The 13,247-nt window shown below is 72.0% G+C and carries 12 protein-coding genes; 3 read left to right on the top strand and 9 right to left on the bottom strand.

What is annotated here, in order from left to right:
• Window positions 1-47: 47 nt before the first annotated feature.
• On the top strand, window positions 48-677 hold the full coding sequence (locus tag EJC51_RS22270) for a flavin reductase family protein (RefSeq protein WP_126272710.1): 630 nt from the start codon (window positions 48-50) through the stop codon (window positions 675-677).
• 8 nt (window positions 678-685) lie between these two features.
• Here EJC51_RS22270 and EJC51_RS22275 read toward each other — a convergent pair whose 3' ends face one another.
• Window positions 686-1,999: an MFS transporter gene (locus tag EJC51_RS22275; protein ID WP_126272711.1), complete on the bottom strand. Its 1,314-nt coding sequence runs from the start codon at window positions 1,997-1,999 to the stop codon at window positions 686-688.
• A 71-nt stretch (window positions 2,000-2,070) separates the two neighbouring features.
• On the opposite strand from EJC51_RS22275, the gene EJC51_RS22280 reads away from it, so the two are divergent.
• On the top strand, window positions 2,071-3,102 hold the full coding sequence (locus EJC51_RS22280) for a GlxA family transcriptional regulator (protein WP_126272712.1): 1,032 nt from the start codon (window positions 2,071-2,073) through the stop codon (window positions 3,100-3,102).
• Here EJC51_RS22280 and EJC51_RS22285 read toward each other — a convergent pair.
• The 4 genes from EJC51_RS22285 to EJC51_RS22300 all read right to left on the bottom strand — a co-directional run bounded on the left by EJC51_RS22285 (window position 3,022) and on the right by EJC51_RS22300 (window position 7,603).
• Complete coding sequence (locus EJC51_RS22285; RefSeq protein ID WP_126272713.1) at window positions 3,022-4,278, bottom strand: MFS transporter; 1,257 nt, start codon at window positions 4,276-4,278, stop codon at window positions 3,022-3,024. The genes EJC51_RS22280 and EJC51_RS22285 overlap by 81 nt on opposite strands.
• A gap of 76 nt (window positions 4,279-4,354) precedes the next feature.
• Window positions 4,355-5,404, bottom strand: coding sequence for a Zn-dependent alcohol dehydrogenase (locus tag EJC51_RS22290; RefSeq protein ID WP_126272714.1), 1,050 nt, complete (start codon window positions 5,402-5,404; stop codon window positions 4,355-4,357).
• Complete coding sequence (locus tag EJC51_RS22295; protein ID WP_126272715.1) at window positions 5,404-6,552, bottom strand: acyl-CoA dehydrogenase family protein; 1,149 nt, start codon at window positions 6,550-6,552, stop codon at window positions 5,404-5,406. The genes EJC51_RS22290 and EJC51_RS22295 overlap by 1 nt, the downstream gene beginning before the upstream one ends.
• A gap of 136 nt (window positions 6,553-6,688) precedes the next feature.
• Window positions 6,689-7,603, bottom strand: coding sequence for an SDR family oxidoreductase (locus EJC51_RS22300; protein WP_126272716.1), 915 nt, complete (start codon window positions 7,601-7,603; stop codon window positions 6,689-6,691).
• Window positions 7,604-7,687: 84 nt separating this feature from the next.
• On the opposite strand from EJC51_RS22300, the gene EJC51_RS22305 reads away from it, so the two are divergent.
• Entirely contained in the window at window positions 7,688-8,614 is a 927-nt protein-coding gene (locus tag EJC51_RS22305) for a cyclase family protein (RefSeq protein ID WP_126272717.1), read from the top strand.
• 356 nt (window positions 8,615-8,970) lie between these two features.
• Here EJC51_RS22305 and EJC51_RS22310 read toward each other — a convergent pair whose 3' ends face one another.
• The 4 genes from EJC51_RS22310 to EJC51_RS22330 all read right to left on the bottom strand — a co-directional run bounded on the left by EJC51_RS22310 (window position 8,971) and on the right by EJC51_RS22330 (window position 13,204).
• Window positions 8,971-9,459: an ATP-binding protein gene (locus tag EJC51_RS22310; protein WP_126272718.1), complete on the bottom strand. Its 489-nt coding sequence runs from the start codon at window positions 9,457-9,459 to the stop codon at window positions 8,971-8,973.
• A gap of 493 nt (window positions 9,460-9,952) precedes the next feature.
• Window positions 9,953-10,858, bottom strand: coding sequence for an acyl-CoA dehydrogenase family protein (locus EJC51_RS22320; protein ID WP_126272720.1), 906 nt, complete (start codon window positions 10,856-10,858; stop codon window positions 9,953-9,955).
• 4 nt (window positions 10,859-10,862) lie between these two features.
• Window positions 10,863-11,996 (bottom strand): acyl-CoA dehydrogenase family protein, encoded by a 1,134-nt coding sequence (locus EJC51_RS22325; RefSeq protein ID WP_126272721.1) that lies wholly within the window; start codon window positions 11,994-11,996, stop codon window positions 10,863-10,865.
• Complete coding sequence (locus EJC51_RS22330; RefSeq protein ID WP_126272722.1) at window positions 11,996-13,204, bottom strand: amidohydrolase family protein; 1,209 nt, start codon at window positions 13,202-13,204, stop codon at window positions 11,996-11,998. The genes EJC51_RS22325 and EJC51_RS22330 overlap by 1 nt, the downstream gene beginning before the upstream one ends.
• Between the last annotated feature and the right edge of the window lie 43 nt (window positions 13,205-13,247).

Consider the following 13,247-nt stretch of genomic DNA (forward strand, 5'->3'; position numbering starts at 1 on the left):
CACCGCCCCTTCCTATCTGACGCTCCGTCAGCTTCAATGGAGGGGTGATGGGACAAGCAGGCACGGCCGAGGCCGCCGTCCGCTATCTGCGGTCCGGTAAAGCGGCGGCGGGGCGATCCACAGCGCGCGAAGGCTCCACCGCCCCCCTCGACCCGCTGCCCCGCCCCGACCTGCGCTGTGTCGGCGAGGACGAGCGGGCGCCGGTCGGGCAGGGCGAGTTCCGGCGGGTGCTGGGGAGCTTCGCGACGGGCGTGGCCGTGGTCACGGCACCCGCCGCCGACGGCGAGTCGGGCCCCGCCGGCTTCGCCTGCCAGTCCTTCTCCTCCCTCTCCCTCGACCCGCCCCTGGTCACGTTCATGGTGGGCCGTACGTCGACGACCTGGCCGCGCATCGCCCGCGCCGGCGTCTTCTGCGTCAACGTCCTCGCCGCCCACCAGGGCGCCCTGTGCCGCGGCTTCGCGGTCAGTGGCGCGGACAAGTTCGCGGGCGTGACCTACGACGCGGCGCCCTGCTCGGGCTCCCCGCGCCTCGCGGACACGCTGGCATGGGTCGACTGCACGATCCACGCCGTGCACACGGGCGGCGACCATCTGATCGTGGTCGGCCGGGTGAACGCACTGGGCACGGGCGACGAGGACGCGGCGCCGTTGCTGTTCCACAAGGGGCGGTTCCTCTAGCCCGTGGCTCAGGCCACCGCCGCCACCGACGGCAGCGGCGTCTGCTTCCGCCGGATCACCAGCGCCATCAGCGCCGCCGCCGCGCACAGCGCCCCGGAGAAGTACCAGACCATGTCGTACGACCCGAACACGTCCCGCGCCACACCGCCGAGGAAGGCCACCAGCGCCGCCCCGACCTGGTGCGAGGCGAGCACCCAGCCGAAGACGATCGCGCTGTCCTCGCCGTACTGCTCCCGGCACAGCGCCACCGTCGGCGGCACCGTGGCGACCCAGTCGAGGCCGTAGAAGACGATGAAGAACAGCATGGGCGGGTGGACGCTCGGCGCCAGCAGCATCGGCAGGAACAGCAGTGAGACGCCGCGCAGCGCGTAGTACATCGCGAGCAGCCGGCGGGCGTCGTAGCGGTCGGTGAACCAGCCGGAGGCGATCGTGCCGACGACGTCGAAGACACCGATGACCGCGAGCAGCGAGGCCGCCGCCTGGACCGGCATGTGCGCGTCGTGGGCGGCGGGCACGAAGTGGGTCTGGATCAGGCCGTTGGTGGAGGCGCCGCAGATCGCGAAGGTCCCGGCGAGCAGCCAGAAGGGGCCGGTGCGGGCGGCCTTGAAGAGGACGCCCACGGCACGCCGCGCGGCGCCCGGCACCGGCTCCGGCTTGGGCACGAACTCCTCGGCGCCGTACGGCTTCAGGCCCACGTCGGCCGGGTGGTCGCGCAGCAGCAGCCACACGAAGGGGACGACCGCGAGGGCGGCGAGGGCGACGGTGACGGCGGCCGGGCGCCAGTCGTGCTTCTCCACCATCCAGGACAGCACCGGCAGGAAGATCAGCTGGCCGGAGGCGGAGGCGGCGGTCAGGATGCCGGTGACCAGGCCGCGCCGCTCGGTGAACCAGCGGTTGGTGACGGTCGCCGCGAAGGCCAGGGCCATCGACCCGGACCCCAGCCCGACCAGCAGACCCCAGCACAGCATCAGCTGCCAGGCCGCCGTCATCCACACGGTCAGCCCGGACCCGACCGCGATCACGGTCAGCGCGACGGCGACGACCCGGCGGATGCCGAAACGGTCCATCAGCGCGGCGGCGAAGGGGGCGGTGAGCCCGTACAGGGCGAGGTTGATCGAGACCGCCGCGCTGATCGTGCCGCGCGACCAGCCGAAGTCCTGGTGCAGCGGGTCGATGAGCAGCCCGGGCAGGGACCGGAAGGCGGCCGCGCCGATGATCGTCACGAAGGTGACGGCGGCGACGAACCACGCCCGGTGGATGCGCGGCTTCCGGGGGCTCGGGGTCTCCTGTACGGCGGTTGCGGCCGGGGTCGTCTGAGTCACGCCCTTGAGCATCGCGGCCGGATCCCGCCGCATCGAGTGGCCCGAAGGACAGTATTCGTTAGGATCGGGCCATGAGTAGTGAACCGAGCAGCCGGCCGGGGTTCCGTCCGCACCGCGTCGTCGTCCTCGCCATGGACGGCCTGCTCCCCTTCGAGCTGGGCATCCCGCACCGCATCTTCGGCCGCCCCAGGGACGCCGAGGGGCGGCCGCTGTACGAGGTCGTCACCTGCTCGGTCCGGCCACCGGGCCCGGTCAGCACGGACTCCGACTTCGACGTCCTGGTGCCGAACGGCCCGGAGATCCTGGCCACCGCCGACACCGTGATCGTCCCCGCCTCCTACGAGTTCGGCCCGGTCTACGACGAGGGCGTCCTCACCCCCGAACTGGCCGCCGCGCTCGCCCACATCCGCCCCGGCACCCGGCTCGCCTCCATCTGCACGGGCGTCTACGTCCTCGCCGCCGCCGGCTATCTCGACGGCCGCCCGGCCACCACGCACTGGATCGACGCCGAGCGCCTCCAACGGCTCTTCCCGAAGATCAAGGTCGACCCGGACGTCCTGTACGTCGACGACGGGGACGTCCTGACCTCCGCCGGCGTCGCCGCCGGGGTCGACCTGTGCCTGCACATACTGCGCCGCGACCACGGCACCGCGGTCGCCAACGCCGTGGCCCGCCGCACCGTCGTACCGCCGCACCGCGAGGGCGGGCAGGCGCAGTACATCCAGCGTCCGGTGCCCGAGCCGCAGCTGGCCACCACGACCGCGGCCCGCGCCTGGGCCCTCGCCCGGCTGCACGAGCCGATCCAGCTGCGGGACATGGCCGAGCAGGAGTCGATGTCCGTACGGACCTTCACGCGCCGCTTCCGCGAGGAGGTCGGCGTCAGCCCCGGCCAGTGGCTCACCCAGCAGCGGGTGGAGCGCGCCCGGCAGCTGCTGGAGTCCTCCGACCTGTCCGTGGACCAGGTGGCCCGGGACGCCGGTTTCGGCACGGCGCAGTCGATGCGGCAGCACCTCCAGGCGGCGCTAGGCGTCACCCCGACGAGCTACCGGCGCACCTTCCGCGCGGGCGCCGAGGCGGGCGCCGCTGCCGGCGGCCGCATGTGACTCTTCCGCCCGCCCCTCGCCGCGGGCCTCTCCCCACCAGCCGAGCGCGGTGAGCAGGAGCCCCAGGGCCACGCCCGCCAGGATCGCCGTGGACGGGGCCACGACCCGGAGCAGCCCACCGGCGAGGGACCCGGTCGCCGCGTAACCCGCCCCCGCCGCCGCGTACATCACCGAGTACCCGGCGGCCGCGGCACCCGGCGGGACGGCCTCCCGCAGGGACAGGTTGCGCGTGATCAGCGCACCCGACTGGAGCGTGCCCGCGAGCGCCAGGGCGACCGCGATCCCGGCCGCGCCCGGTATCAGCGCGGCGAGGGCCACGAACGCCGACATGCCACTCATCAGCACCACACTGCGGGTGCGCAGCCGCCCCGGCCACGCCCGCAGCCCGTACAGGAACGCGCCCAGTCCCGCCGCCACGGCCATGCCGGCCAGCATCGGGCCGGTCCAGCCGACGCCGATGCCGCGCTGTTCCAGGAGGGCGGGCAGGGTGAGCTCGGCGAGGCCCAGCAGGGTGAGGCTGGCCGCGCCCGTGACGTACACCGGCCACGCACGTATCAGCACCCGGAAGGCCGAAGACGCGCCGCCCGCCCCCTGGTGCGTCTCCTCGTCCCAGCGGGCGGGAAGCAGCCACAGCCCCGCGACCGACGCCGCCATCAGCGCGGCGGCGAGGAGCAGCGGGGCGCGGGGCGCGGCGCCGAGGGCGAGTCCGGCGACCGCCACCGGCGACACGGCCCACACCCCGGACATCAGCATCGACTCGGTGGACAGCGCCTGCGCCACGGCGCGTTCCGGAACCAGCGAGGTCAGCAGCGTCCGCAAGCCGCCGGTGACCGCCCCCGGCGTGAACCCGGCCACGAAGGCGCACACCCCCAGCACCCCGCTCGGCGCACCGGGCCACACCCCCAGCGCCGCGAACCCCACCGCCCCGCCCGAGAGCCCGACGGCCAGATGCCGGCGCCCGCGCGCGGGATCCAGCCGCATCCCGAGCACCGGTGCGCCGATGATCTCGCCGATCACATAGGCCGCCGCGAGCGCCGCCCCCAGCGTGTACCCACCGGGCCGCTCCCGCACCAGGAAGACCAGCGCCAACGGGGCCATCGCGACCGGCATACGGGCGCCGACGGCCGTACCGGCCCAGATCAGCACCGACTTGGAGACGACGTCGCGGTAGGTCATGCGAACGACCGTAGGCGTCGCCACCGACAACACGGCAGCGATTTTCCGGGCCTGTGGAAAACCCCGCCGCAGCCCCTCAGAAGGTCAGCACCCCGCGAGCCACCTTCCCCGCCTCCGCGTCCGCCACGGCCCGCTCGAACTCCTCCACGGGATACGTCTGCGTCACCAACTCGTCGAGCAGCAGCCGCCCCTCCCGGTACAGCTCGGTGTACAGCGGGATGTCCCGCTGCGGCCGCGAGGAGCCGTAACGGCAGCCCAGGATCGACTTGTCCAGGAACATGGACGCCACGACGAAGGACGCCTCCGCCCCGGCCGGCGGCGTCCCGAGCAGCACCGCCTGACCGTGCCGGTCCAGCAGATCGACGGCCTGCCTGACGAGTTCCACGCGCCCGACGCACTCGAAGACGTGGTCGGCCCCCGTCGGCAGCAGCTCCCGCACGCCCTCGGTCGACGTCAGGAAGTCGGTCGCCCCGAACTGCCGGGCCACCGCCTCCTTGGCCGGATTGGCGTCCACGGCGACGATCCGCAGCGCCCCCGCGATCCGGGCCCCCTGGAGGACGTTGAGCCCGATGCCCCCGGTACCGATCACGACCACGCTGTCCCCCCGGTCCACCTTGGCCCGGTTGAGCACGGCCCCCACCCCGGTCAGCACCCCGCACCCGATGAGCGCGGCCGAGGACAGCGGAATGTCCTTCGGGATCCGCACCGCCTGCACGGCCTTCACCACGGTCCGCTCGGCGAACGCCGAGTTGGCGGCGAACTGGAACACCGGCCGCCCACCCCGCGCGAACGGCTGCCCCGGCCGCCCGATGGCCTGACGGCACATGGTGGGCCGCCCCCGGTCGCACTCCGCGCAGGTCCCGCAGTTGGCGAGAGTGGACAGCGCGACGTGATCACCGGCCGCGACATGGGTCACGCCCGCCCCCACGGCCGCCACCACGCCCGCCCCTTCGTGCCCCAGCACCACCGGCACCGGGAACGGGATGGTCCCGTCCACCACGGACAGATCGCTGTGGCACAGCCCGGCGGCCGCGATGGCGACGGCCACCTCCCCGGGCCCCGGTTCCCGCACCTCCAGGTCGGCCACGACCTCGACCCGCTTCCCGTCGAACAGGACACCGCGCATCACACAACCCCCTTGGGTTCCCTGGGCAGCCCGAGCACCCGCTCGGCGATGATCGTGCGCTGGATCTGGTCCGAGCCGCCGTAGACGGTGTCGGCCCGGGAGAACAGGAACAGATGCTGGAACGCGTCGAGTTCGTACGGCGAGGAGACGTCCCACTCCCGCGGCCCCACACCCCCACCGACCCCCCGCACGGCCATGGCCAGCTCCCCGAGCCGCTGATGCCAGCCGCCCCACAGCAGTTTGGCCACGCTGGGCGCCCCCGCGTCCCCGGCCCGCCCGAGCGTGCGCAGCGCGTTCCACCGCATCACCCGCAGCTCGGCCCACTGCCGGACGAGCCGGTCCCGTACGACGGGATCGTCCACCGCCCCCGAGTCGACGGCGGCCCGCACCACCCGCCCCAACTCCTCGGCGAACCCGATCTGCTGGGCCAGCGTGGACACCCCTCGCTCGAACCCGAGCAAGCTCATGGCGACCTGCCAGCCGTTCCCCTCACCCCCGACGACATGCTCCGCACGCGCGCGTGCCCCGTCGAAGAAGACCTCGTTGAAGTCGCTGGTCCCGGTCAGCTGCCGAATGGGCCGCACCTCGATCCGCCCCGGCTGGTCCATGGGCACGAGGAGCAGGGACAACCCCTGATGCCGCCGCGACCCGGCCTCGGTCCGGGCCAGCACGAAACACCAGTCGGCGTCCTGCGCGAGCGAGGTCCAGATCTTCTGCCCGCTGACCCGGTACCACTCCCCGTCCCGCACGGCACCGGTCCGCACCCCGGCCAGATCCGAGCCGGCCCCGGGCTCGCTGTACCCCTGGCACCAGAGCTCGTCCCCGGCGGCGATGGCCGGCAGGAAGCGGGCCTTCTGCTCCGGGCTGCCGTGGGCGATGAGGGTGGGCGCCAGCAGGTTCTCCCCGATGTGCCCGGACCGGGGAGGAGCCGAGGACCGCGCATACTCCTCGGCCCACACGACCTGCCGTGTAAGCCCAAGGGTCCGGTTCCCGTACCCCGCCTCCCCCCACCCGATCCCGATCCACCCGGCGGAACCGAGCTCCCGCTCCCACGCACGGCGATCGACACCGGCCCGGGCATGCGCACCGAGCCAGGCGCGCGCCTCGCCACGGAACACCTCGTCATCCGCACTGAACCCGTAGTCCACGGACCCTCCTCTTGATCGCCGGGCGGGGTCAACGCCCCTCCGGGGCGCGGGGCTGTGTCAATTTGCGGCTCCGCCGCGTGGGCGCGACCAGCCACAGCCCACCCGTAGCCGCCGAACGACAAATCCCCCCGAGCTACTAGGCGTTAGGCCGCTCTCCTCCCCGCGCCGCCGCCTCCATCTCCGCCACCCGCGCAAGCATCGGCATCGGGTCCGTCCCAACCGACCCCGGCAGAAACTCCGCAATCGCCTCCGGCGTCCAGGACCCACCCCCGGCATACGCGGCGCGCAGCTCCCGCGGCTGAGCCCAAACCGCCAACTTCGCCCCCGCGATCGTGTACACCTGCCCCGTGACCCCGCCTTCCCGGGCCCGGTCCGACAGCAGGTACACCACCAGCGCGGCGACATCCTCCGGCTCCCCGATCTCCGCCAGCTCCATGGGAACCCCGGCGGACATCCGCGTACGGGCGACAGGCGCCACCGCGTTCGCCGTCACCCCGTACTTGTGCAACCCCAACGCCGCGCTCCGGACCAGCGAGATGATCCCGCCCTTCGCCGCGCTGTAGTTCGCCTGCGACACGGAGCCCTGGTGGTTGCCGCTGGTGAACCCGATCAGCGTCCCGCCCCGCTGCCTCCGCATCACCGCCGACGCCGCGCGGAACAGGGTGAACGTCCCCTTCAGATGCGTGGCGACGACCGAGTCCCACTCCTCCTCGGTCATGTTGAACAGCATCCGCTCGCGCAGGATCCCGGCGACGCACACGACCCCGTCGAGCCGCCCGTACGACGACAGGGCCACGTCGACGATCCGCTGCCCGCCCGTCATCGTGGACACGTCGTCGGCCACCGCGACGGCCTCGCCCCCCGCCGCGACGATCTCCTTGACGACCGCTTCGGCGACCTCGCTCGTCGGTGAGGACCCGTCCACGGACACCCCGTAGTCGTTGACGACGACCCGCGCCCCCTCGGCCGCGGCCGCGATCGCCACCGCCCGCCCGATCCCGCGCCCCGCCCCCGTCACGGCGACGACCTTGCCTGCCAAGAAGTTCCCCACGACCGGCCCCTTCCCGCGGTTTCTGACGGACCGTTAGATTTTATGACCCGTCAGATAGCTGGAGACAAGCCCCTGGGAGCGCCGATGACATTGCCGGCCGAGTTCCACGAGATCGCCAAGCGCGTGAACAACTGGGGGCGTTGGGGCGCCGACGACGAGATCGGCACCCTCAACCTGATCACCGACGAGGTGGTGCGGCAGGCCGCCGCCGAGGTCAGGACAGGTCGCCGTGTCCCCCTCGCGCTGCCGCTCCACCAGGACGGGGTGCAGACCGGCATGATCCCGGGCCGGGTCAACCCGCTGCACGCCATGGTGCAGATCAACCAGGAGATCTTCGGCCCGGGCACGGTGGCGTGCAGCGACGACGCCGTGACGATGGGTCTCCAGGCCGCCACCCACTGGGACGCGCTCCCGCACGTCTCGCACTCGGGGAGGCTCTACAACGGCCGCCCGGCCGACACCGTCACCGCGCACGGCGGCGCGCAGTTCAGCGGCATCGACAAGGCGCGGCACATCGTCTCGCGCGGGGTGCTCCTGGACGTGGCACGCGCGCGTGGCGTCGCCCGGCTCGACGGCGGCCACGCGGTCACCCCGGAGGACCTGGAGGCGGCCGAGGAACTCGCGGGCACGCGGGTGCGGGCCGGCGACATCGTGCTCGTACGGACGGGGCAGATGCAGGTCCTGCTCGCGGGCGACAAGCACGGGTACGGATATCCGTCGCCCGGCTTGTCCTTCCGCACGCCGGAGTGGTTCCACGCGCGCGATGTCGCGGCCGTCGCGAACGACACCCTGACGTTCGAGATCTTCCCGCCCGAGATCGAGGACCTGTGGCTGCCCGTACACGCGCTCGACCTGGTGGAGATGGGGATGCTGCAAGGCCAGAACTGGAACCTCGAAGAGTTGTCCACAGCCTGTGGAGAAGAAGGCCGCTACGCGTTCCTGCTGTCGGCGATGCCCGAGCCGTTCACCGGCGCGACGGGAACACCCGTGGCACCGGTCGCCGTTCTGTGAGGTGGTCGGACGGCGGCACCGAGCACCGCCGTCCGACTCGGCGTACCCTCCCCCACTCTCGACTGCGCTCGAGCGGGGGGACCCCCGTCGATTCCCAGGCCCCGAGGGAACCGACGCCGAATCAACGACCCACACTCGGCAAGGGCTCCCGTCACCGGAACCCTCGTCGTCCCCTCGCGGCGAATCGCTGACCACAAGCGTGAGCAGACGAACACGCGGCGTCAACACCTGCCAGGGGTTTTGTTACTTACGCCCTATTTGCCACGGGCGCGCACGGAAGCACGTCCCGGCGCACCGCCCCTCACCCGACGGAGGCGACCAGGCCGCTGTGCAGCCGTGCACCGACCGCGCGGCCCCTACACCGCCTCGTACGCGAAGCCTTCGTAGCCCTCGAACGCCGAAGCCCCGCCCGTGAAGGCGGGCGTGGCGGCGCGGTCGTCCTGCGCGGACCGGTCGAGTTCGCACCAGATGCGCTTGCCGACACCCTCGGGACTCCAGCCCCAGCGGTCGGCGAGGCCGTCGACCAGGGCGAGCCCCCGGCCGCCCGTGGCGTCCCCGTCGACGCAACGCGGCACCGGCGCACAGCTGCTGGTGTCGGCCACCTCCAGACGGACGGTGGCCTCCCCGGTCGCGGCACCGGGCAGCGACAGCCGGAGCACGGCCGGACAGCCGGTGTGCACCACGGCGTTGGTGACCAGCTCGGACACGAGCAGGATCAGGGTCTCGGCGAGCGGCTCGTCGGCCCCCACGCCGGACCCGGCGAGCCGCGACCGCGCCCACCTGCGGGCTCGTCCCACCTCAGCGGGGTCGGGCCGGATCTCCAGCTGCACTTGAAGCACCTGCACCGCTCACACCATCCGAACCGGCAGACACATAGCCTCGCGCCTCACGAGGGCCACGATCGTAGCCATTTTTTGCATGGCCAGAACAATGGCCAAAGCCGGGGTCACAGAACGTGAGTCCCTTACGAGACAGCATGGTTGACGTACAGTCACCCCAACAAGCGCTTCGGGCATATTCCAGCGCGAAGGAGTACGCGTGCGCCATACTGTGCGACGCTCGCCGCGGGGAGTCGAACAGGCGGGGGCCGACAGCCCTCCCACCCGGCGAGAAGCGGCGCGCACCGCCTCGTCCGGAGCCGCCTCGGAGGCAACACCGGCACGGCTAGTGCTCGGAACCACTCGCATCCCACAGAAGGTACCGGAGCGGGACACCGACTCCAGGCCGTGACGGGTCACGCCTAGGACACAACCCGATATCAACGCTCCGTGATTCCGGTATGCCACAGTCCGCGACATTTCCCGGGCGGGTCTCGGACGCTCCGCAGACCAGCCCCTGTCAGGCCGTCAGCTCAGCGGCGAGCAGCTCCTCACTCTCCGTACGACCGCCACCACGCTGCGCCCGCACCCACGCCCGCTTCAGCAGCAGATGCACCTCGGACTCCCAGGTGAAGCCCATGCCGCCGTGCACCTGGAGGCAGTCGCGGGCGCCGCGCACGGCGGCCTCGTCGGCGAGCAGCCGGGCCGCCGCGATGTCGGCCGGGTCCTCGGTCACGGCCGCCGCGTACACCGCCGCCCGGGCCACTTCGACCCGCACCAGCTGCTCCGCGCACAGATGCTTGACGGCCTGGAACGCCCCGATCGGCTGCCCGAACTGCTCACGGGCCCGGGCGTGTTGCACCGCCAGCTCGCACGCGCGCGTGGCGGTCCCGAGCTGCTCGGCGGCGGTGAGGAGGACGGCGACGGTATCGGTGGGCGCCGGCGCGGGCACCCGGTGCAGCGGCGTCAACGGGTCCACGGACCGCAACGGCACGGCCCCCTCGGCCCCCGGCAGCACGACATCGGCCTCGTCCATCCACTCCACGAGCCGCCCGTCCGCGGCGGCCACGACCACCTCACCGGTATCCGCACCGAGCACCACACCGGCGGCAAGGTGCGTGGCGACAAGCGGCCCGGGCACAAGCGCCCGCCCGGCCTCCTCAAAAGCCAACACGGCTTCGGGCAGCCCAAGTCCAGCCCCACCATCCGCTTCGGCCAACCGCAGAGAAAAGAACCCAAGCTCCCCGAGCGCCCGCCACAACCCCCGATCAAGCCGGAACTGTGAATCGCCGGTCTGCGCAGTGCCGTTAAGGGGCGCGGGGAACTGCGCGACCAGCCCCCACGAACCCGCACCAGACCACCGTCCCACAACACCCCGCACGGCAGCCCGCAATGCCCTTTGATCTTCCGTCAGTTGAAACCGCACCCCCTCACCTCCCCTTCGGCAACCCAAGAATTCGCTCAGCCACGATGTTCCGCTGAATCTGCGACGTCCCCGCCGCGATGGTGTACGACAACGACGACAACCGATCGACCACCCAGGGCGCCCCCAAGTCCAACGCCCCCTCCCCCAGCACCTCCGCCGCCGCGTCGTACAACTCCTGCCGCGCCTGCGAATACCGCAACTTGAAGACGGACCCCCCGACCCCCGGCCCCCCGCCCCGCGCCTCCGCCTCGCTCACATTCCACTGCGTGAGCCGCCACAACGCCCGGAACTCGGCGTTGAGGCCCCCCAGGCGCCGCCTGAGCGCCGGATCGTCCCAGCGCCCGTTCTTCCGGGCCTCCGCGGCGAGTTCGCGCAGCACACGGCGACAGGCGACGACCTCGCCCACGAAGGCCGTGCCGCGTTCGAAGGACAGCGTCACCATGGTCACGCGCCAGCCGTCGTTCTCGTCCCCGACCCGGTTGCCGACCGGCACCCGCACCTCGTCGAGGAACACCTCGGCGAACTCGGCGGACCCGACAAGGGTTTTGAGCGGCCGTACGGTGATCCCCGGCGCGTCCATGGGCATCGCGAGCCACGTGATCCCGCGATGCTTCGGCGCCGCCGCATCCGTCCGCACCAACAGCTCGCACCAGTCGGCGACTTCGGCGTGCGAGGTCCAGATCTTGGAGCCGCTCACCACGTAGTCGTCCCCGTCGCGCCACGCGCGCGTGCGCAGCGCCGCGAGGTCGGAACCGGCGTCGGGCTCGCTGAACCCCTGGCACCACACCTCGTCCCCGCGCAGGATCGGCGGCAGCCAGCGCGCCCGCTGCTCCGGCGTGCCCTCGGCGGCTATGGTCGGCCCGGCGTGCAGCAGCCCGACGAAACCGGCGCCCACATAGGGCGCGCCGGCCTTCTCGGTCTCCTCCAGGAAGATGAGCCGCAGGGTCGGTGAGGCGTCCCAGTGCACGTCCGCGTACCCGGCGTCGTACAGCATCCGCTGCCAGCCCATGTCGTACGCGCGGCGCCCCGGCCAGTCGTCGGGGGACGGCCTGGACGGCAGCGAGGGCAGGACGTCACCCAGCCAGTGCCTCAACTCCGCCCGGAACTCCTCCTCTTCGGCGGTGTACGACAGGTCCATTACTGGGCGCGGTCCTGGTCGAAGTCGAGTTCGAGCATGCGGATGGCGTTGCCGCGCATCAGCTTGTAGACGGTCTCGTCGTCGAGGCCCTTCACATGGTCGAGGGCGACCTCCTTGGTGTGCGGGAAGGTCGAGTCGACGTGCGGGTAGTCGGTCTCGAAGGTGGCGTTGTCGCGGCCGACGACGTCCAGGGACGCGACGCCGTGCTTGTCGCGGAAGAAGCAGCAGTAGATCTGCCGGTAGTAGTACGTCGACGGCGGCTCGGGGATCGTGCCGCGCACCCCGCCCCACGCGCGGTGCTCCTCCCAGACGTCGTCGGCGCGTTCCAGGGCGTACGGGATCCAGCCCATCTGGCCCTCGCTGTAGGCCAGTTTGAGCGTCGGGAACTTGACCAGGACGCCGCTGAACAGGAAGTCCATCATCGAGGCCATGGCGTTGTTGAAGCTGAGGGCGGCCTGGACGGCGGGGGGTGCGTCGGGTGAGGCGGCCGGCATCTGGGAGCTGCTGCCGATGTGCATGTTGACGACCGTGCCGGTCTCCTGGCAGGCCGCGAAGAACGGGTCCCAGTAGCCGGAGTGGATGGAGGGCAGCCCGAGGTAGGTCGGGATCTCGGAGAAGGTCACGGCGCGCACCCCCCGCGCGGCGTTGCGCCGGATCTCCGCGACCGCCAGCTCCACGTCCCACAGGGGGATCAGGCACAGCGGGATGAGCCGTCCGCCGCTGTCGCCGCACCACTCCTCGACCATCCAGTCGTTGTAGGCGCGCACGCAGGCCAGTGCGACCTCCTTGTCGTGCGCCTCGGCGAAGGTCTGCCCGCAGAAGCGGGGGAAGGAGGGGAAGCAGAGGCTGGCCTCGACATGGTTGAGGTCCATGTCGGCCAGGCGTGCCTTGGGGTCCCAGCAGCCGCGCCGCATCTCCTCCCGGGTGATGCCCTCCAGGGTCATCTCGTCCCGGTCGAAGCCGACGGCGGCGATGTTGCGTTTGTACGGGAACTTCAGGTCCTCATAGATCCACCAGTCGGTGGGCGGACCGTCCGGGTCCATCGTGATCTGGTACTTGCCGCCCACGTAGGCGAGTTCGCCGATCCCGGCGGTGAGCGGCTGCGGGCCGCGGTCGCGGTACTTGGCGGGCAGCCAGGTCTCGAAGAGGTGCGCGGGCTCGATCACATGGTCGTCGACGCTGATGATGCGGGGCAGTTCGGTCGGCATGATCCCCTCCGCCGGACGGTGTTCACCTGACAGGCACTATCTG

Source organism: Streptomyces aquilus, assembly GCF_003955715.1.
Taxonomy (GTDB): Bacteria; Actinomycetota; Actinomycetes; order Streptomycetales; family Streptomycetaceae; genus Streptomyces; species Streptomyces aquilus.